General features: G+C 69.0%; 15 protein-coding genes. 14 read left to right on the top strand and 1 reads right to left on the bottom strand.

Annotated features, from left to right (window positions below; all coding sequences use genetic code 11):
- Positions 1-28: 28 nt before the first annotated feature.
- The 5 genes from J3P31_RS01595 to J3P31_RS01575 all read left to right on the top strand — a co-directional run bounded on the left by J3P31_RS01595 (position 29) and on the right by J3P31_RS01575 (position 5,923).
- Entirely contained in the window at positions 29-1,258 is a 1,230-nt protein-coding gene (locus tag J3P31_RS01595; RefSeq protein WP_246849200.1) for a MalY/PatB family protein, read from the top strand.
- Complete coding sequence (locus J3P31_RS01590; RefSeq protein ID WP_210526634.1) at positions 1,255-1,656, top strand: hypothetical protein; 402 nt, start codon at positions 1,255-1,257, stop codon at positions 1,654-1,656. Before J3P31_RS01595 ends, J3P31_RS01590 begins: the two co-directional genes overlap by 4 nt.
- Entirely contained in the window at positions 1,643-2,329 is a 687-nt protein-coding gene (locus tag J3P31_RS01585) for a cupin domain-containing protein (RefSeq protein WP_210526632.1), read from the top strand. Before J3P31_RS01590 ends, J3P31_RS01585 begins: the two co-directional genes overlap by 14 nt.
- A gap of 14 nt (positions 2,330-2,343) precedes the next feature.
- On the top strand, positions 2,344-3,447 hold the full coding sequence (locus J3P31_RS01580; protein ID WP_303645117.1) for a flavin monoamine oxidase family protein: 1,104 nt from the start codon (positions 2,344-2,346) through the stop codon (positions 3,445-3,447).
- 847 nt (positions 3,448-4,294) lie between these two features.
- Entirely contained in the window at positions 4,295-5,923 is a 1,629-nt protein-coding gene (locus J3P31_RS01575; RefSeq protein ID WP_438270251.1) for a methyl-accepting chemotaxis protein, read from the top strand.
- A 208-nt stretch (positions 5,924-6,131) separates the two neighbouring features.
- On the opposite strand, the gene J3P31_RS01570 is transcribed toward J3P31_RS01575, so the two are convergent.
- The gene (locus J3P31_RS01570; RefSeq protein ID WP_210526619.1) at positions 6,132-7,022 is read right to left on the bottom strand and encodes a LysR family transcriptional regulator; all 891 of its coding nucleotides are present in this window, start codon (positions 7,020-7,022) and stop codon (positions 6,132-6,134) included.
- Positions 7,023-7,160: 138 nt separating this feature from the next.
- On the opposite strand from J3P31_RS01570, the gene J3P31_RS01565 reads away from it, so the two are divergent.
- The 9 genes from J3P31_RS01565 (at position 7,161) to J3P31_RS01525 (ending at position 17,894) form a co-directional block, all read left to right on the top strand.
- Positions 7,161-8,687 (top strand): proton-conducting transporter transmembrane domain-containing protein, encoded by a 1,527-nt coding sequence (locus J3P31_RS01565; protein ID WP_210526856.1) that lies wholly within the window; start codon positions 7,161-7,163, stop codon positions 8,685-8,687.
- Positions 8,684-11,059, top strand: coding sequence for a YbcC family protein (locus tag J3P31_RS01560; protein WP_210526617.1), 2,376 nt, complete (start codon positions 8,684-8,686; stop codon positions 11,057-11,059). Before J3P31_RS01565 ends, J3P31_RS01560 begins: the two co-directional genes overlap by 4 nt.
- A gap of 260 nt (positions 11,060-11,319) precedes the next feature.
- Entirely contained in the window at positions 11,320-12,615 is a 1,296-nt protein-coding gene (locus J3P31_RS01555) for a tyrosine-type recombinase/integrase (protein WP_210526855.1), read from the top strand.
- Positions 12,616-12,755: 140 nt separating this feature from the next.
- Positions 12,756-13,331: a hypothetical protein gene (locus J3P31_RS01550; protein WP_210526615.1), complete on the top strand. Its 576-nt coding sequence runs from the start codon at positions 12,756-12,758 to the stop codon at positions 13,329-13,331.
- Between the two features lie 85 nt (positions 13,332-13,416).
- A complete protein-coding gene (locus tag J3P31_RS21795) occupies positions 13,417-13,599 on the top strand; it encodes a helix-turn-helix transcriptional regulator (protein ID WP_210526613.1) in 183 nt (60 codons plus the stop codon).
- Between the two features lie 448 nt (positions 13,600-14,047).
- Entirely contained in the window at positions 14,048-14,926 is an 879-nt protein-coding gene (locus tag J3P31_RS01540) for a DUF7146 domain-containing protein (protein ID WP_210526611.1), read from the top strand.
- Positions 14,923-16,419: a YfjI family protein gene (locus J3P31_RS01535; protein ID WP_210526609.1), complete on the top strand. Its 1,497-nt coding sequence runs from the start codon at positions 14,923-14,925 to the stop codon at positions 16,417-16,419. The genes J3P31_RS01540 and J3P31_RS01535 overlap by 4 nt, the downstream gene beginning before the upstream one ends.
- 331 nt (positions 16,420-16,750) lie before the next feature.
- Positions 16,751-17,437 (top strand): HGGxSTG domain-containing protein, encoded by a 687-nt coding sequence (locus J3P31_RS21715; RefSeq protein WP_210526607.1) that lies wholly within the window; start codon positions 16,751-16,753, stop codon positions 17,435-17,437.
- Positions 17,352-17,894, top strand: a complete 543-nt coding sequence (locus J3P31_RS01525; RefSeq protein ID WP_210526873.1) for a hypothetical protein — start codon at positions 17,352-17,354, stop codon at positions 17,892-17,894. Before J3P31_RS21715 ends, J3P31_RS01525 begins: the two co-directional genes overlap by 86 nt.
- Positions 17,895-18,256 lie beyond the last annotated feature (362 nt).

Here is an 18,256-nt window from a genome sequence, read left to right as displayed (position 1 = left end):
GCCGCCTCCGGCCCCACCGAGGTTCCCGATGAACGTTGCCGGCCACCTGAACTGCTTCGACGAGGTGATCGACCGCCGCACGTCGCATTCCATGAAGTGGGATGGCGCGAAGGCGATGCTCGCCCCGGACGAGGCTGCCGCCGATCCGCTGCCGATGTGGGTGGCCGACATGGACTTCCGCGCGCCGCAGCCGGTGATCGACGCGCTGGTGGAGGCCTCACGGCAGGGCGTCTTCGGCTACCCGAACGGCAGCCCGGCCAGTTGCGTCGCGGCCGTGGTCGGCTGGCAGGCGCGGCGCTTTGGCTGGGAGGTCGCGCCCGAGTGGGTCGTCCAGACCTCGGGCGTCATCACGGCGATCAAGATCATCCTTCAGGCCTTTTCCGGCCCCGGCGACGGCGTGCTGATCCAGCCGCCGGTCTATGGGCACTTCCGCGACGACGCGCTGCTGAACGGCCGCATCCCCCACCCTGCGCCGCTGGTGCGGACCGAGAGCGGCTACCGTTACGACGAGGCGGCGTTCGAGGCGGCGATCCGCCCGAACACCCGGATCTTCCTCCTGAGCCATCCGCACAACCCGACCGGCACCGTCTGGACCGAGGCCGAGCTGCGCAGCATGGGCGAGATCTGCGCCCGGCATGGCGTCCTGGTTGTCTCGGACGAGATCCATCAGGACCTCATCATGGCCCCGGAACTGCGGCACGTGCCCTTCGCCAGCCTGGGCGAGGGGTTTGCCCGGAACAGCATCACCTGCACCGCGCCCAGCAAGACCTTCAACCTGCCGGGGCTGCAATGCGCGAACATCTTCATCCCGGACCGGCGGCTGCGGGAGGGGTTCCGGCGCCAGCAGGACCGCAACATGGCCCCGCTGGTGAACGTCATGGGCCTTGTCGCCGCCGAGGCCGCCTACACCCACGGCGAGCCCTGGCTCGAGGAGCTTCTCCCTTACGTGCGGGCGAACCATGCCCACTTCGCGGCGGCGGTCAGCGGCCTGAACGCCGGCCTCCGCGTGCTGCCGGCGGACTCGCTCTATCTGGCCTGGATGGACTGCCGGGGGCTCGGCCTGGACGCCGAGGACCTGAACAGGTTCATGCTGACCCAGGCCCGTCTCTGGCTCGACAAGGGTCAGAAGTTCGGGCCCGAAGGGGAGGGGTACATGCGCATCAACTTGGGCTGCCCCCGAGCGACCTTGGACGAGGCGATCGCCCGATTGACCTGCGCCATTGGGGCTCTGCGGCCCCGGCGGGAGCAGGCGGCATGAGGGCGACGTATCATGCCATGCAGGTGGCGGCACCCGGCCGGTTCGAGATCGTCGAGCGGCCCGTGCCCCGTCCCGCGCCGGGCGAGATCCTGATCGCGGTCGAGGCCTGCGGCATCTGCGACGCCGACGCGAGCAACATCGAGAAGGCCGATCCGGCGGCTCGCTGGGTCCCGGACCATGCGGTGGTGGGCGGCGAGCGCGGGAGGGTCGGCTCGATCACCGGCTCGCCCTACGAGAGCGAGCGCACGGTCGACTTCAGCGTGCTGACCGGCGTGCGGCCCCTGATCGACGTGCTGCCCCTGGAGCGCGCCCAGACGGCCTATGACAGAATGAGATCCGGCGACGCCACGTTCCGGATGGTGCTGACCATGGGGGATTCGACCGATGCTCATCAATGACGACCTGACCAAGACTGTCCTGGTTCAGGCAGGCCGGCTCGACTGGGTGCCAAGCCCGGCGGCCGGGGTGGACCGCAAGATGCTCTACCGCGAAGGCGGCGAGGTCGCGCGGGCCACCTCCCTCGTCCGCTACGCCCCGGGCAGCGCCTTCCCCGCTCATGTCCACTCGGGCGGCGAGGAAATCCTCGTGCTCGAGGGCACCTTCCAGGACGAGCACGGCGACTATCCGGCGGGGAGCTACTTCCGCAACCCGCCCGGGACCTCGCACAGCCCGGCGGCGGCCGAAGGCTGCGTGATCTTCGTGCGCCTCTGGCAGCACCGCGAAGGCGACCACGCCCAGATCGTGCGCCAGCCCGGCGAGGGCGAGGCCGTCCCCCTGCGCGATGGCGCGACCGCCGCACGTGTCCTCTTCAACGACGGCGCCGAACGGGTCTCGGTCGAGCACTGGCGTCCCGATGCGTCGGTGACCGTCGAGAATGGCCGCGGCCTTGAGTTCGTCGTGCTGTCGGGCCGCCTGACGCTGAACGGGACCCAGGCACCTGCGCCGAGCTGGGGCCGGCTGCCCGCCGGGCAGGCGCTGACGGCCGCGGTCGGTCCCGAAGGGGCGCAGGTCTGGCTCAAGGACGCCCCGCTCCGGCACCCCGATGTCCTGCCGATGCCCGGCAATTCCTGATGAGGTCTGACCGAATGACTCTGCACACCCAAGTCGCCATCGTCGGCGGCGGACTGGCCGGGCTGAGCGCCGCGCGCCTCCTGCATCGGGCCGGCGTGTCCGTTCTCGTCCTCGAGGCGCGCGACCGGATCGGGGGCCGCATCCAGACCGTGGACGAACAGGGCCGCCCCGCTTCGGATGGCTTCGACCTGGGCGCCTCCTGGGTCTGGCCCGAGGCGCAGCCCGCGCTGGCCGCGCTCGTGGCCGAGCTGGGTCTGGCGCTCATGCCCCAGCACGGCGAGGGCGACGTGGTGTTCCACCGCATGTCGCGCGAGGCGCCCCAGCGGTTCCGGCGCGCGGGGGACGCACCGGCCGACCCGTCAATGCGCGTGGTGGGCGGCACGGGGGCGCTGGTGGCCGCGCTGGCCCGCGACCTGCCCGAGGGCTGTGTCAGGCTCGGGGCGCGGGTGACGGCCATGACGTTGGGCGAGGACGGGGTGCGCTTTGCGGTCGAGCACCCGGACGGGACCGCGGAGGCCGTGACCGCCGACCGCGTCATCGCCGCGCTGCCGCCCCGGCTCCTGGAGGCCACGGTCACCTTCAGCCCCGCGCTGGACGAGGCCACGGCCCGGCGCTGGCGCGACACGCCCACCTGGATGGCGCCGCATGCCAAGTTCTTCGCGGTCTACGACCGTCCCTTCTGGCGCGAGGCGGGGCTGTCGGGCACCGCCCAAAGCCTCGTGGGACCGCTCGTGGAGATCCACGACGCCACCACCGCCTCGGGTCAGGCGGCGCTTCTCGGCTTTCTGGGCGTCGGGGCGGGAAGCCGCGCCGCCATGGGCGAGGCCGCGCTGACGGAGGCCTGCCTGGGCCAGCTCGAGCGCCTCTTCGGCGAGGCCGCCGGGCACCCCCGCGCCGCATGGATCGCCGACTGGGCCACCGAGCCGCTGACCACCACGGCGCGCGACCTCGGCGACGGCGGCCATCCCGCCCCGGCCCCCGGCCCCTGGGTCGAGGGCCCCTGGGCCGCGCGCCTCACGCTCGCGGGAAGCGAAACGAGCCCTACCGATCCAGGCTACGTGAACGGCGCCATCGAGGCGGCGCAACGGGCTGCGGACGCACTGGGGATCAAGGGGTAAGGGGACGCCGCGCAAGGGGCTCCGTCCAGTTCTCGGGCTACCCGCAACCGGGATCACGCTCGACCTTCGAACAAGATCGAGACCGCTGAGCCCGGCTCGCGCCCGGGGAACGGAACGGCCGCAAGCCCCGTCCATGCGCACTGGGCCACCGCAGGTTGTCAGCCCCCGGGGTCACCCCTGACGGTTGGCCATGCCTCAAGGAAGGGCCGAACGGCCCTCCGCCGGGTTGGCCTGCAAAGGCGGTCAGCCCCGGACTTCCTGCACGCACCGCCCTCTCCATCGTCTCCACGGTTCGCCGACCTGACGACGAAGGCCCGGGTTCGGATGCAAGGCTGGCGGCTAGGCACGATCTTCCCTGGCGGCGCGGCATCCCACACGCACCCGAACGCCCTGCGGACCATCTCCGAGCCATGCCGAGCGGACTGGCAGCGGGCCCGCGAAGTCCGACATCGTCCAGGGGAGCACAATGAACCCGCAGGCTCGATCCGTCATCCGTGGCCCAAGGCGCCCGATAAGTTCGCCGGTCAGCAAACCCGCCACGGCGCGACCGCCAGCGATGGCGCCCGTTCCTTTTCGATCAATTCTCCTGTTGATTGGAAATTAAGCATCCTGCCTTTCAGGGCGTCGTCCTTAGCTCTTCATTAGAACTTCTTTGCAAATCTGGCTGAGCCATTCGGCCGGATCTCAAAGCTGCATTGCAGGCGACGATAGCGATTCGCCTCTCGCGACGTCGTGACCACCGGCTGAACTCCACTCAGCAGGATCGGCTCGGACGCCGACGGAGAAATCAGACTTGCGCAGCGCAACCCCACACGGCCGAAGCCTATTCCAAAGCGTCTCGGCAAGGATGTTGATGATCCAATCCACTACGGTGGTGGCCATGGTGATCATCTCTGTTGTCGGCCATTTCGGCAGCAATGCGATCACGGCACGCATGCGATCGATCCAGGAGGATCGTGTCATGCCCATGGTCGAGCTCAAGCATGTCCACGACAGTTACGCCGTCGAGATGCCGCTGGCTCTCAAGGAAGCCTTGGACGGCGACATGACCTGGGAGATGGCCGATCAGAAGATCGCAGCGGCGCTCCAGCAAGGTTCGTCGGATTGGGACGCCTATGCCGCGACCTACCTGACCGAGGATGAAAAGCGCATGGTGGCCGACGCCGTCGGCTACAAGGCTGACGCCGACAATGCCGCCGGGCAGCTTCAGTCCATCGTGAAATCGCACGATCAGGGCGCGGCCCGCAGGCTCCTTGATGACGTGTACTACGCGCAGACCAAGCCCTTCCGCGAGGCTCTGGGACAGCTGACGACATACCAGGAGCAGGAGGCCTCCCGGTTGACGGCCGAAGCCCTGGACCTGTCCCGGACCATCGCGCTGGGCACCGCCGGGCTTTCCATTCTGTTCGTGGCATTGGCGCTGGCGCTGGTGCTGTTCTATGGCGCTCGCCTGCGCCGGAACCTGAGCGGGGCCGCGCGTCTGGCCGAGGCCGTCTCGTCGGGCGACCTGCGCACGACGGTCGACGTGACCTCGCGCGACGAGGTGGGCCAGGTTTGCCAGGCGCTGAACGGCATGGTGGAACGGCTGCGCGAGGTGGCCTCGGAGGCCGGCGACAACGCCCGCCAGGTGGCGAGCGGCGCGGTGGAGATGGCGGCCACATCCACCCAGCTGAGCCAGGGTGCGACCGAGCAGGCGTCCTCCACCGAGGAGGCGTCCGCCTCCGTCGAGCAGATGGCGGCCAACATCAAGCAGACGGCCCACAGCGCCCAGGAGACCGAGGCCATCGCCCGCTCCTCGGCCGAGCGGGCCCGGACGGTGGGCGAGACCACGGGCCGCGCCATGGCCGCCATGAAGACGGTGGCCGAGCAGGTCCTCATCATCCAGGAGATCGCGCGCCAGACCGACCTGCTGGCGCTCAACGCGGCTGTGGAGGCAGCCCGCGCGGGCGAGCACGGGCGCGGCTTTGCCGTGGTTGCCTCCGAGGTGCGAAAGCTTGCCGAGCGCAGCCAAACGGCTGCGGGCCAGGTGAGCCAGCTGTCCGGGCAGACGCTGCGCGAGGCCACGGCCGCCGGCGAGAGCCTGGAGGCGCTCCTGCCCGAGATCGAGCGCACGGCCGATCTGGTGGCGCAGATCGCCAATGCCAACCAGGAGCTGGCCACCGGAGCCGCGCAGGTGAACACGGCCATCATACAGCTCAACGAGGTCACGCAGCAGAACAGCGCCGCCTCCGAGCAGGTCTCGACCACCGCCGAGCAACTGGCCCAGCAGGCTGATGCGCTGCGCGCCACCGTGGCGTTCTTCCGCACCGCCGACGGGGACGTGGTCGCAGCCGCTCCGGCCCCGGTTGCACCGGCAAAGGTCGCTGCACGATCCAGCGCCCGCCGACCGACGCGCCCGGTGGGCTTTGCCCTCGAGATGGGCCCGGGCCAGGACGAGTTGGACGCCCATTTCACCCGGGCGGGCCGCGCAGCCTAAGGCGCGCCCGAGGCGACGCTCGCCTGGGCCAACCGCTTCCGTCGGCCGGATATCCGGCTCACGAGCGGCGCGCCGATTTCCAGGAGGCCCTCGCGGATCGGCTGCGCCCTCAACCGCCTCGACCAGGTCGAACGGTTCCGTCAGGTGTTCTCATAGGTCGCACACAGTTGCTGGGACGTGGTGCGACAGTTGGGCAACGGGCATCTGGCTACCCGCCGAGGATGCCTGCCTCTGCCGGCCGCGACGCATCGATCAGCGCCTGCACCAGCGGGTTCGGGAACCGCCGCTCCACGGTGACCGCGTAGAACGGCTCAGAGATGCCGAGTGGGAACGGCGCCTCCGCGAGAAGGCCGGCCCCCAGCTCATCGGCGAGAACCACCGCCGGAACGACAGCCAGCCCCGCGTCCTCGCGCGCGAGCAGGCGCACCATAGCCATGTCGTCCACCTCCGCGGCGATTCGAGGGCGCACCTCCAGCCGTGCGACGAGGCTGTCGAATCCCGTGCGGATCGAGCTCTCGGTTGGCAGGATCACCGGCTCGGCCATGAGAACGTCCCGCAGCGAACCATGCGCGACCCGCGCCGGCGTGCCAAAGAGGCTCACCGTCTGGTCAGCGATCTTGTGGATCAGGAGAGGGCTTTCTCCGGCTGGCGGGGCGTTGGTCAGCACGACGTCCAGCGACAGCGCGTGGAGCGCGTCCAGCAACTCCCGCCCAGAGCCCGAGCGGAGCACGATCTCTACGTCCCCGCGGCCCAGGACAGGCCGCAGGAAGCCCATCTGGAAGTTCCGCGACAGCGTGGATTGCGCCCCGATGCGAAGGGCTTGCTGCGTGCCGCCGCGCCGGGCGAGCGTCGCCACGAGCTCCTCGCCGACGCCGAAGATGGCATCGGCGTGATCGAGGGCGATCCGCCCCGCCTCGGTCAGGTGGAGTTGCCGGCCCCGCCGTTCGAAGAGGTCGTGGCCGAGCCGGGCCTCGAGCTGACGGATCTGCACCGACAGGGCCGACTGGGTGACGTTCAGCTTCTCGGCGGTGCGCGTAAGGTTCCCGTCATGAGCAACCGCCCGGAAGTAACGCAGGTGGTGGTAGTTCAGCTCGCCCATGGTTTAGATTTATCGAACGATCAAGAAAATACAATGCATTTTTAACGGGGACGCGGAACGTCTACGTCCGGGGCAGGCCACCGAAGGAACCCTGTCGTGCTCCTGCTCCCCCTTCTCGCCCCGCTTCTTCTCGTTGCGATGGCCATCGACCTTCTGCTCCGACCCCCGCCCCGTGCCGGTCGGCGCCTCCGCTGGCCCGAGGCGGCTGCACTCGGCGCGATGATCCTGGGCGTCGCCTCGGCCATATGGCTCGCGCGTCATGGGCCAGCCACGAGCCCGCTCATCGGCGGTGGCGGGCTTGGCCTCTCTGTCCGGCTCGATGCGGTAAGTGTCACGATGCTCCTCCTTGTGGCGTTCGTGGGCTGGGTCGTCCTGCGCTTTTCCGCGATCGCGCTGGACGGCGAGCCCCGGCAGGCCGCCTTCCTGGCCTGGATGAGCCTGGCCCTCGCCGCCGTGCTGGGCCTCGTCACCGCGGGCAACCTCGGGCAACTGGTGCTCGCCTGGGCTGCCGTGGGCGTGGCAGTTGACCGCCTCCTCCTCTTCTACCCCGAACGCCCGGCGGCCCGCCGTGCAGCTCGGAAGAAGGCGCTGACCGGCTTGATCAGCACCATCTCTCTTGCCACAGGCGCGGGCCTTCTCTTGGTGGCCTACGGCACCGGGGATGTCGCAGAGATCCTCGGGCAAGCCCGCGAGGGCCACGTCCCCCCGGCCGCTCTCTGGGCCGCGGGCGCCTTTAGCCTGGCGGCGGTGTTCAAGTCCGCGCTGGTCCCGACCCACGGCTGGCTGACCGAGGTGATGGAAGCGCCCACCCCCGTCTCGGCCCTGCTCCATGCCGGCGTGGTCAATGCCGGGGGCTTCCTGCTGATCCGCTTCGCCGACGTGCTCCTCGCGGCGCCGGGCGTGCTGGCCGTGCTGGCGCTTCTGGGTGGGTTCAGCGCGCTTCTGGCGGCGGTGGTGATGCTGACCCAGCCGGCGGTCAAGACGGCCCTCGCCTGGAGCACCTGCGCGCAGATGGGCTTCATGGTGCTGCAATGCGGGCTCGGGCTGTTCCCGCTGGCACTCCTGCACATCGTGGCGCACTCGCTCTACAAGGCCCACGCCTTCCTCGCCTCGGGCCGGGCCGTGGACGCCGTGGCCGCGATCCGGCGGCCCGGTCCAGTCGCCGTGCCGGGAGCCCGCCCCATCCTCCAGGCGTTCGGTCTGGCCTTGGGCCTTTACGTCGTGCTCGGCCTTGCCGTCGGCCTGGCGAGCAAGCCGCCGCAGGCCATCGCGCTGGGGAGCATCCTCGTCCTCGGCGTGGCCTATCTGATCGCCCAGGGACTTGCCGACGCCGCGCCCCGGGCGCTGACCCGCCGGACGCTGGCCATGTCGGTCGGCGCCACCCTGGCCTACTTCGCGCTCCAGACCGGCGCCGAGGCCCTGACGGCCGGCACCCTGCCGCCCACTCCCGAACCCGATGCGCTCGGCTGGGCCGTCCTGGTCCTGGCCGTCGCAACCTTCGGCGTCGTCGCCGTCGCGCAAGCGGCCCTGCCGCTCTGGGCCGGGCACCCGGCCGCGGCGGGCCTCCGGGTCCATGTCGCGAACGGTTTCTACCTCAACGCTCTCACCAACCGCTGGCTCGGCGGCTGGTCCCTGTCCAATCCGCCCAAGGATATCCGGCCATGATCCCTGCGTCCGCCCTGCCCGGCCCCGTGCTCGAACTCGTTGCTGTCGCCGAGGAGGCCGGGCGGCAGGTTCCACCTGCCTTCCCGCTGGAGGCGACGGTCGCCGTGAACCCGTTCCTCGGCCAGGTCGGGGAGAGCCGCGCGACCGCCTCCGCCCGTCTGGCGAGGGTCGCCGGGGTCTCGCTCGCGCAGCCCCGGGCGACCTATGCGCGTATGATCGCGGAAGGCGAGATCACCGATGCGGACCTCGCGGCGGCGCTCGCTGTGACCGGCCTGCCCGGGACGCCCGCCAGCCTCCGTGCCGCCGCCGGCCGTCCGACGCCCGCGCTCATGCCGCTGCCGACTGTGGCCGACCTTGCTGCCCGCGTCTCCGGGATCGACTGGCCCGGCCTGGTCGCCGAACGCATCGGGCTCTGGGCGGCGGGACACTTCGACCGCGGGCAGACGCTCTGGCCTGCCCCGCGCATCGGCGCCTTTGCGTCTTGGCACGGTTTTGCTGGCCATGACCTGACGCCCGAGATCGCAGGCCTGCGGGGCTTCGCGGCTCGGGTCGCGGCACTGGCTCCGTCGGCCTGCGCCGCCCTTGCCGAGGGCTCCGATACCCTTGGCCTCGGCCCGGACACCGCGCCGACTGCGTTCCACCGCCTCCACATGGCGCTGGGCGGGTGGTCGCAGCTCGCGCGCGGCCTCGACTGGCAGGCGGGCCTGGAGGGGCGGCACGACGGCTCCCTCCTGGACCTCCTCGCGATTCGCCTCGTATGGGAGGCCGCGCTCCTGGACCGGTACCGCGACGAGGTGGCGGCCGACTGGACCCGCACCCTCGTGGAGCACGCGAGACCGCTCGTGCCCAGCGAGGACCAGCTCATCGACCTCGCGCTCCAGGAGGCGGCCGACCGTGCGGCCGAGCGCTGGCTGACCGAGAAAATGGCGGCCCCGGCCCCGACCTCGACGGCCAGCCGGCCCGCAATCCAGGCCGTCTTCTGCATCGACGTGCGCTCCGAGGTGTTCCGCCGCGCCCTTGAGACGGCCGATCCCGGGATCGCCACGCTGGGTTTCGCCGGCTTCTTCGGTCTGGCCGCACATCACCGCCCCATGGCCTCGGACCTGGCCGAGGCGCGGGGCCCGGCCCTCATCCCGACCGTGGTGCAGAGCACGTCCTCGGCCGCGTCCGCCGCCACCACCCAACTCCGCCTGCACCGCCGCGCCGTGCGGGCCTGGGGCCGGTTCCAGACGGCCGCCGTGTCGTCCTTCGCCTTCATCGAGGCGGCGGGACCGCTCTACGCCGCCAAGCTGGTGCGGGACGCGCTGGGCCACCCCGCCCAGACCAGGCCGGAGCCGGCCCCGGTGCTCGACCTGGCCCCGGGCGAGAGGATCACCGCCGCAGCCAGGATCCTGCGAGCGATGTCGCTGACCCGGGACTTCGCGCGGGTCGTGCTGCTGGCCGGGCATGGCTCGACGGTCACGAACATGCCCCACGCCAGCGCGCTTCAATGCGGGGCCTGCGGCGGACATGCGGGGGATGTGAACGCGCGCCTCCTTGCCGGGCTGCTGAACGAGCCCGCCACTCGCGCCGGCCTGCGGGAGGTCGGGATCGAGATCCCGGCGGACACCCTCTTCGTCGCGGGGCAGCACGACACGGTTTCGGACGCGCTGCGCCTCTTCGACGACCATCCCGCACCCGGCCATGCCCAAGATCTCGCCCGCCTCCATGACGCTCTTGCCACCGCCGGACGGCTGGCGCGGACCGAGCGCGCGGCGCGCCTTCCCCGCGCCGCCAACCCCGAGACCCTGCGCCGGCGGGGTGCCGACTGGGCCGAGCTCCGTCCCGAATGGGGCCTGGCCGGGTGCAGCGCCTTCATTGCCGCGCCGCGTGCCCGCACGGCCGGATGGGATCTCGGGGGGCGCGCGTTCCTGCACAGCTACGACTGGCGGGGCGACGACGGCTTCGCCGCGCTCGAGCTGATCCTGACGGCCCCCGTTGTCGTGGCAAGCTGGATCGCCCTCCAGTATCACGGCTCGGCCGTGGCGCCCGAGGTCTTCGGCGCCGGCAACAAGCTCCTGCACAACGTCACCGGAGGGCTGGGGGTCGTGGAGGGCAATGGCGGGCTGCTGCGCGTGGGCCTGCCCTGGCAGTCGGTCCACGACGGCGACCGGCTCCGGCACGAGCCCGGCCGACTCGTGGTGGTCCTTGAGGCTCCGCCCGAGGCCATCTCGGCGGTGCTTGAGCGCCACCCGGACGTGCGGGCCCTCTTCGACAACGCCTGGCTCTCGCTTTACGCCATGCACGGCGGGACCCGAGGCCTGCTCCGGCATGAGGCGGGAAGATGGGTCCCGGCCGGCATGGACGTGGACATGCCTCGTCAGGTCGCCTGAATGATTGCAGATGCAGCCCCACCCGGATCGCGCAATGGATCCGGCGTCGCTGGAAGGCGTCGCTGGTTATCAGGTTTAACCATAGAGCATGGGGATTAGTGGCGGAGAGACAGGCCGCCAAAAACCTGTATCAGGCTGTCGCAGTCCGTCGCGCATAGCCTTATGATGCTTCAATATAATCCAGCCACCCTATAGAATTCCGTTGCAGTCAGTTGCACCCATCCGCATATCCTATGGAGGGTATTATGGCGGGTAACGGGATGCCAAAGGTCGCACGAGAAATGAGCGCTGTGGAGGTCAAGCGCCTCCGTCATCCCGGCGGGAGCGGCAACACCGTGTTCCCGGTGGGCGGAGTGCCGGGGCTCATGCTGCAAGTTACTCCGGGTGGCGGACGGACGTGGCTCCTGCGGACCATGGTCGGGGAGCGGCGGCGAGAGATCGGCTTGGGCGGCTACCCCGAGGTTTCTCTATCCGACGCCAGGACGAAAGCTCGGGAGGCGCGTCTGATGATCCGGGCCGGCGTCGATCCCGTGGAGCAGCGCAAGGCGGCCCGCTCTGCTCTGACAGCCGCTCAGCGTCGAGGGCTGACGTTCTCGGCTGCGGTGGACCGCTACCTTCCGAGCAAGGAAGGGGAGTTCCGTAATCCCAAGCATCGAGCGCAATGGCGCTCCACCTTGGACACCTACGCGAAGCCCGTGCTGGGTGACATGCTGGTGCAGGACATCGAGGTTGCCCACGTCTTATCCGTGCTGGAGCCGATCTGGCTGACCAAGACCGAAACGGCAACTCGGCTGCGGGGCCGAATCGAGGCCGTTCTGGCTTGGGCCACGGTCGCGGGGCACCGCAAGGGCGAGAACCCGGCGCGATGGAAGCACAACCTGTCGGCCCTTCTGCCCAAGCCCGACAAGGTAGCGAAAGCGGAGAGCTACCCGGCTGTCAGCCTCAAGGATGCGCCCGCTTGGTTCGCAACTCTGCGCGCGCGGGACGGCATGTCGGCGCGGGCGCTGGAGTTCGCAGCGATGACAGCTGTGCGGTCGGGCGAGGTCCGGGGCGCGCTCTGGTCCGAGGTCGATCTGGACGAAGCCATGTGGACAATTCCGGCTGAGCGCATGAAGGCGGGCCGGGAGCATCGCGTGCCGCTCACGCGCGAGGCAGTGGCCCTTCTACGCGCCCTGCCCCGGCAGGAGAGTAGCCCTCTGGTGTTCCCCGCCCCGCGCGGCGGTGCGCTGTCGGACATGAGCCTGTCGGCCGTCATGCGCAGGATGCACGCAGATGCCGTGAAAGCGGGCGAGTCCGGTTGGCTGGACAGCCGGACCGGGCAACCAGCCGTGCCGCATGGGCTGCGTTCCACGTTCCGTGACTGGGTGGCCGAGCGGACGACCTACCCGTCCGATATGGCCGAGATTTCCTTAGCGCACACGGTCGGCAGCGAAGTCGAGCGGGCATATCGGCGGAGCGACATGGTCGAGAAGCGTCGCTGCATGATGCGTGACTGGTCGGACTTCTTGGCTGCTTCACGACACAGCAATGTAAATGTGGCGAGGATATCGGCTTGAGCCTCTACCGAGTCTGTAACTGTCAGGCTACCGGATGCTACCGATGCGCAGTTGACTATGTCGTTCGACAGTTCGACGGCAATCCAAACTGCGAATGTCGCCGCAGGGCTGGCCCATTCTGCATTGATTGCGAAGCAAGGATGTACAGCGACGGAAGAGAATTGATTGTTGAATTTGGGAAGGCCACGCCGCCGTATCGATCACTGACGTCGCTGTATGCGGGCATCGCGGGCTCCCGCGGAGATAGCATTGAGCACGCTATCATTATGGACACCAAGGATAGAGAAAGGGCGGCAGCAAATCTTCTCCAGTCGGCTGAGCATGACCCTCTGGCCCATGATGCCTTGCTTCGCATAGTTGCCGATTGCGCCAAATATGGAAGGTTAGTGCCCGAACAGATGCGTGAGTGGGCATTCCTGGCGCTCACGGGCCAGCTAGAAAGGCCAAAGCAGAAAGGAAAGTATCCGTTCGCCACGATAGATAGAGATCGAGCAATCTCGACGTTGATTTCTGAAGTGGTGCAATGGCGCGGGCTGAAAGCAACATCAGCCGATGAGGAGCGGGGCACAAGCGCCTGCCATGCTGTAGCTGAAGGGCTCGGCCTCCTGCGACTACAGCCGGACAGCTATTCAGCAGTCAAACGGGTCTGGACCCAAAGAAGGCGCCGCCGCCCTAACCCGTCATTTCTTCGGCACCTTGGAAGTTCGGATGGGTAAAAACCCACACCGGAGTTGATCCACGACAGTGCCCGTCCGCCCGCATCATGTTGCAGTTCATCGCAATCGTTCGAGATGTACAGAAATGGCCGAGGCATATCTAGCTGACACGCAACTCGCTACGCGTTATGGCGTTCACCGCACAACACTGTGGCGTTGGGTCAAGGCGGACCCCGCCTTTCCAAAACCCATTTCCCTGTCACCCGGCTGCACCCGCTGGAAGCTGGCGGAGATTGAAGCTTGGGAGGCGGCAAGGACCGCCGCCTGACAGAAACCGCCACCCGAGCGACCGGGCGGCGGCGTATCTGTTACGGCGGTGGACGCCCCGAGAGGTAACGCACGAACGCCCGTCGCTCAAGCCAAAGAGGCTTTGAGCATGTCCAGTCCCGGCGGCTGGTACTCCAGCCCGACCCAGGTCTATTGTGCTTGTTGCGCCCTTCTCGAAGGCCGGACCAACGATCACCGCACGGAGTTTCGGGAGGTGCGTGGCTGGCGGCTGGCCGCGTCCTGCCATCGCCTGAAATCTCGTTATGGCCGGCGGATCCTTTGCGACCTGCATCGCACGGCTCTGCGTTTCCCGCCCTCCGCCCGTGCGCTGGCCGCGGAGGGCGAGGCATGATGGCTCTGCGCAACGCCCGCCTGCGTCATCGCTTCGGCCTCACGACAGCCCAGGCGACCCTAGTCGCTCTCCTGGCCTATGGTGAAGGGGGCGACGAATGAGCGACGCCCGCACCCTGACCCGGGCGATGGGCGGGCGCTGGCACGGCCGCTACGGGCTCGCACGCTGCCCCGCCCACGATGACCGCTCGCCCAGCCTCAGCCTGTCCACCGGCGCGGACGCACGCCTTCTGTTGCGCTGCCACGCGGGATGCGAGTTCTCGGACATCCTAGGTGCCCTGCGCGGCCTCGGGCTGCTTGGGACAGGGGACGTTCAGCCTCAATCGGATCTGACAGCGTCGGCCCGTTGGGAGGCTGAGGAGCGTGCCGACGCCCAGCGCCGGGCAGCGCAGGCCCTGGCCGCATGGCAGGAGGCTGGCCCCATCACGGGCACCCCGGCCGAGACCTACCTGCGGGCGCGGGGCATCACCTGCGCCCTGCCACCCTCTCTGCGCTTCCACCCGGAGGCCTGGCATCCAAGTGCCCGGCGCTGGCCCGCCATGGTGGCGCTCGTGGAGGGAGGGGACGGGCCTGCCGTTCACCGGACCTACCTGCGCCCGGATGGGAGCGGCAAGGCCGACGTGGAGCCCACGAAAGCGATGCTGGGGAGCGTGCGCGGCGGGGCTGTGCGCCTCGCCGGCGGACCTGGGCCGCTCGTGGTGGCGGAGGGGATCGAGACGGCCCTGAGCCTCGCCAGTGGCCTTCTGCGCGGCCCAGCGACGGTCTGGGCAGCCCTGAGCGCCTCGGGCTTCACCAGCCTGCGCCTTCCACCCGAGCCCGGCGAGTTGATCGTGGCCATGGACGGCGACCAGGCGGGGCAGAAGGCGGGGGACTACCTCGCCCGCCACGCCGCGCGCCTGGGCTGGTCCGTGAGCCTGCTGCCCGCGCCCGAGGGGCGCGACTGGAACGACATATTGCAGGAAAGGACCGCCGCATGACGGTCGTGCAACCGATCCCCTTCCGGCCGGAGGGGCCACAACCGCTGGTGCGCGACGTGCCGCCCGGCCGCCCTTATCCTCTCGAGGCGCTGGGGCCGCTGCGGGCAGCTGTGGAGGCTGTGCAGGCCATGACCGGAGCCCCCATGGCCATCCCCGCGCAATCGGCCCTGTCTGTGGCGTCTTTAGCCGTGCAGGCCCACGCCGATGTCGAGGCGCTGGGCGGGCCTGCGCCCTTGTCGGTTTATGCCCTCACCATTGCGGAGAGCGGGGCGCGCAAGTCGTCATGCGACCGTCCCCTCATGGAAGGCCTGCGCGAGCATGAGCGCGAGGCCAACCGCGCCCTGCGCGAGGAGGTCACGGCCTGGCAGAACCGGCACGCGCTCTGGAAGGGCGAGCGCGAGCGAATCCTGACTGAGGCCAAGCGGGGCAAGGGCGAGAAGCGGACAGCCGCGCAAGCCGATCTGGCCGCGCTGGGCGCAGAGCCCGCCGCGCCCCCGTCGCAGGACCGCACCGTGACCGAGCCCACCTTCGAGGGCCTGACCCGGCTCTTTGCTCAGGGGCAGCCGTCGCTTGGCATCTTTTCGGATGAGGGCGGGCAGTTCCTGGGCGGGCACGGCATGGGAGCCGAGAACCGGCAAAAGACCCTGGCCGCCCTCAACGATCTGTGGGGCGGCAACCCGATCCGGCGCACGCGCGCGGGTGAAGGCTCCTACACGCTCTTTGGCCGGAGGCTGGCGGTTCACCTCATGGTGCAGCCGGTGGTGGCGCGCGCGTTCATGGCCGACAGTCTGGCGGGGGGCACCGGCTTTCTGCCGCGCTTCCTGATTTGTGAGCCGCCCAGCACCATCGGTCGGCGCCTGTCCGCGACGCTGAGGACGGACCCTCGGCCGGTTGAGGCCTTTGCCCAGCGGCTGCGAACCATTCTGGCCCAAGCCATGCCGATGACGGACCCGGACACCCGCGAGCTGACCCCTCGCCACCTGCCGCTGGCGACTGAGGCTCGCGCGCTGCTGGTGCGCTTCTCGGATGAGGTGGAGACCCGGCAGGCGCCTGGCGGCGACCTGGCCCACGTCACGGGCTACGCCAGCAAGTCGGCCGAGCAGGCGGCACGCATTGCGGGCGTGCTGACCCTCTGGGGTAACTTGGGCGCAGGCGAGGTGCAGCCCGACACCATGGCCGACGCCATCGCGCTTGCCGACTTCTACCTGTCCGAAGCCGCCCGACTGGCGGACGGCGCCGCCATGGCTCCCGAGGTGGAGCAGGCCGAACGGCTGCGGCGCTGGCTCGTCGAGACTTGGCGCGAACCCGAGGTGCTGCCCAGCGACATCCTGCGATATGCCCCGGTCCGAGCATTGCGGGACCGCCCGACGGCCAGCAAGGCAACGGCACGGCTGGTGGAGGCGGGCTGGCTGGTGACGCTGGAGCAAGGTGCGACCGTGCGCGGCAAGAGTCGAAGGGAAGCCTTCCGCGTCGTCCGGGAGGCGTCCGAATGAACGACGCTCTCATGACCGTGGCGAGCGACGTGGCGGCAGGGAGCCGTGCTATTCGTGCGACCCGTGCTAATCCACCCACCTCTGCGCCGCCCGAAATCGCACGAATAGCACGAATAGCACGTGCACGGGGTTGCCGAGCCCCGTGCCACACCGTGGCTAGGCCGTGCGAAAGGGCTATGGCTTATCGGAGGTCCCGCTGGCGCGTGGAGCGAGCCCAGCGCCTCTTTGGTGGAGCAGCAACGGCTGCCGGACCGACAGTCCCACGTCTCGCGCGGATGGTTGTTGAGTGGCCCGCCTCAGCCTTGGCAATGATCCACGAACGGAACGCGGCATGAGCCAGGGTAAGGGTGCAACCGTCCTGACCGGGGCGGCGCTGCGGGCGCACCGCAAGGCCGCTGGGCTCTCGCAGGTCCGCCTTGCGGCGCTGTGCGGCCTGAGCCGGGACACCGTGCAGTATTGGGAGCGCAAGGCCGCGGTCCCGATGCACGGCCACGCCCCCCGCCGGCTGCGCCAGGCGCTCGGGCTGATGGTTTTTCGGACACCAAATGCGCGCGCGCGGGCATGGGGTCTTACCGCCCCTGACCCCTGGCAGGCCAGCCTGGGTCGGGAGGCCGAGGTCAGCGGTGCTCGCCTGCGAGAGCGGGAGGCCCAGCGCAACGCCAAGCTTCGGGTTCCTTGTGGGGCACGCACCCGCAAGGGGCTGCCCTGCCGCCTCAAGAGCGAGCCCGGACGGCGACGCTGCAAGTTCCACGGCGGCAAGAGCACAGGGCCGAGGACGGCCGAAGGGCGGGCCAAGATAGCCGAGGCCCAGCGGCAGCGGTGGGCGGCGTGGCAGCAAGCGGAAACGCCGGAGGAAGTCGACAAGCAGTTGGATAGCAACATCGTCCAAGACGCGATACGCTCGGTTAGCTGCCCTTATAGGAAGGTTTATGATGCTCCGCCTGCTGAGTGCCGCGACGCTTGTGATTGCTTGGAACGGGATTGCGCGAGCAGAGGAGCAACGGTCGGCAGCTCTTGAGACCTTACGCTCAGCTGCGGCCATGGTCTGCTATTTCGAAGGGGAACTGATGATGCCGGTTCTGCAGCACGATGGCCGGGGACAGCTTCATGGAATAGGCGCATGGCGAAACTGGCAGGTGAGCGAGGGAAGCGGTCGCTTGGCGTTACTATCTGAGGGAGACATACTGCAGGTTTCGTTGGTAGATGCCCCACGAACCATTGCTGGCGAGAAAGTCGGAAAGGCCGTTCTAGTTCGGAGCGGAACGGTCAAGGAAGGTCACTGCCTCGATGCCTCTGACCTACTTCAGGAAGCCTTTACTACAGCTGCCCGAGAAGAGGTAGACAGCGCATTGGCCCAAACTCAAGCAGCGCTGTTAGCCGAGAGCCAGCAGGAGATTGAGAGGCTCCGCGAGCAGGTGACGGAATTACAGTTCGAAATACGACTCCTCGAAACTCCTCTTGGAAACGGCAACTAGCTTTGCTTATCGACGCCGAGCTATCGGCCGATCGGCTTTCAGTTCGGAGCCAGAGTGGGCGTTTGACATTGCCCTTCTTGCGGTTTGTCGGATGAGAGCCGGTCCGAGTGCCACTAACGGCCAAGTGAAACTTGGCAGTCGTGCACTTCGTGCGCTGCTGGCGTAAGCGTCCGGCCTGACCGCTAGGCCTGCCAGGAGGTCTCACTGCACCTCGCCACAACCCAGGCCGAGCTTGGCCCGGGCTATCGGAGATAGGTCCTCCGAGGAACAAGTTTCACAGCCTGCAGAAGGTAAGCGATGGGGTGGACGCCCCCCGACGGCATCGATGTGCCAAGGTAGCGGGTGTTGAAGCACCGCTAGGA

It is taken from the genome of Rubellimicrobium arenae, from assembly GCF_017916275.1.
Taxonomy (GTDB): Bacteria; Pseudomonadota; Alphaproteobacteria; order Rhodobacterales; family Rhodobacteraceae; genus Rubellimicrobium; species Rubellimicrobium arenae.
Note: the sequence above shows the minus strand (reverse complement) of the source record. Positions and strands in the feature narration are given on the sequence as shown.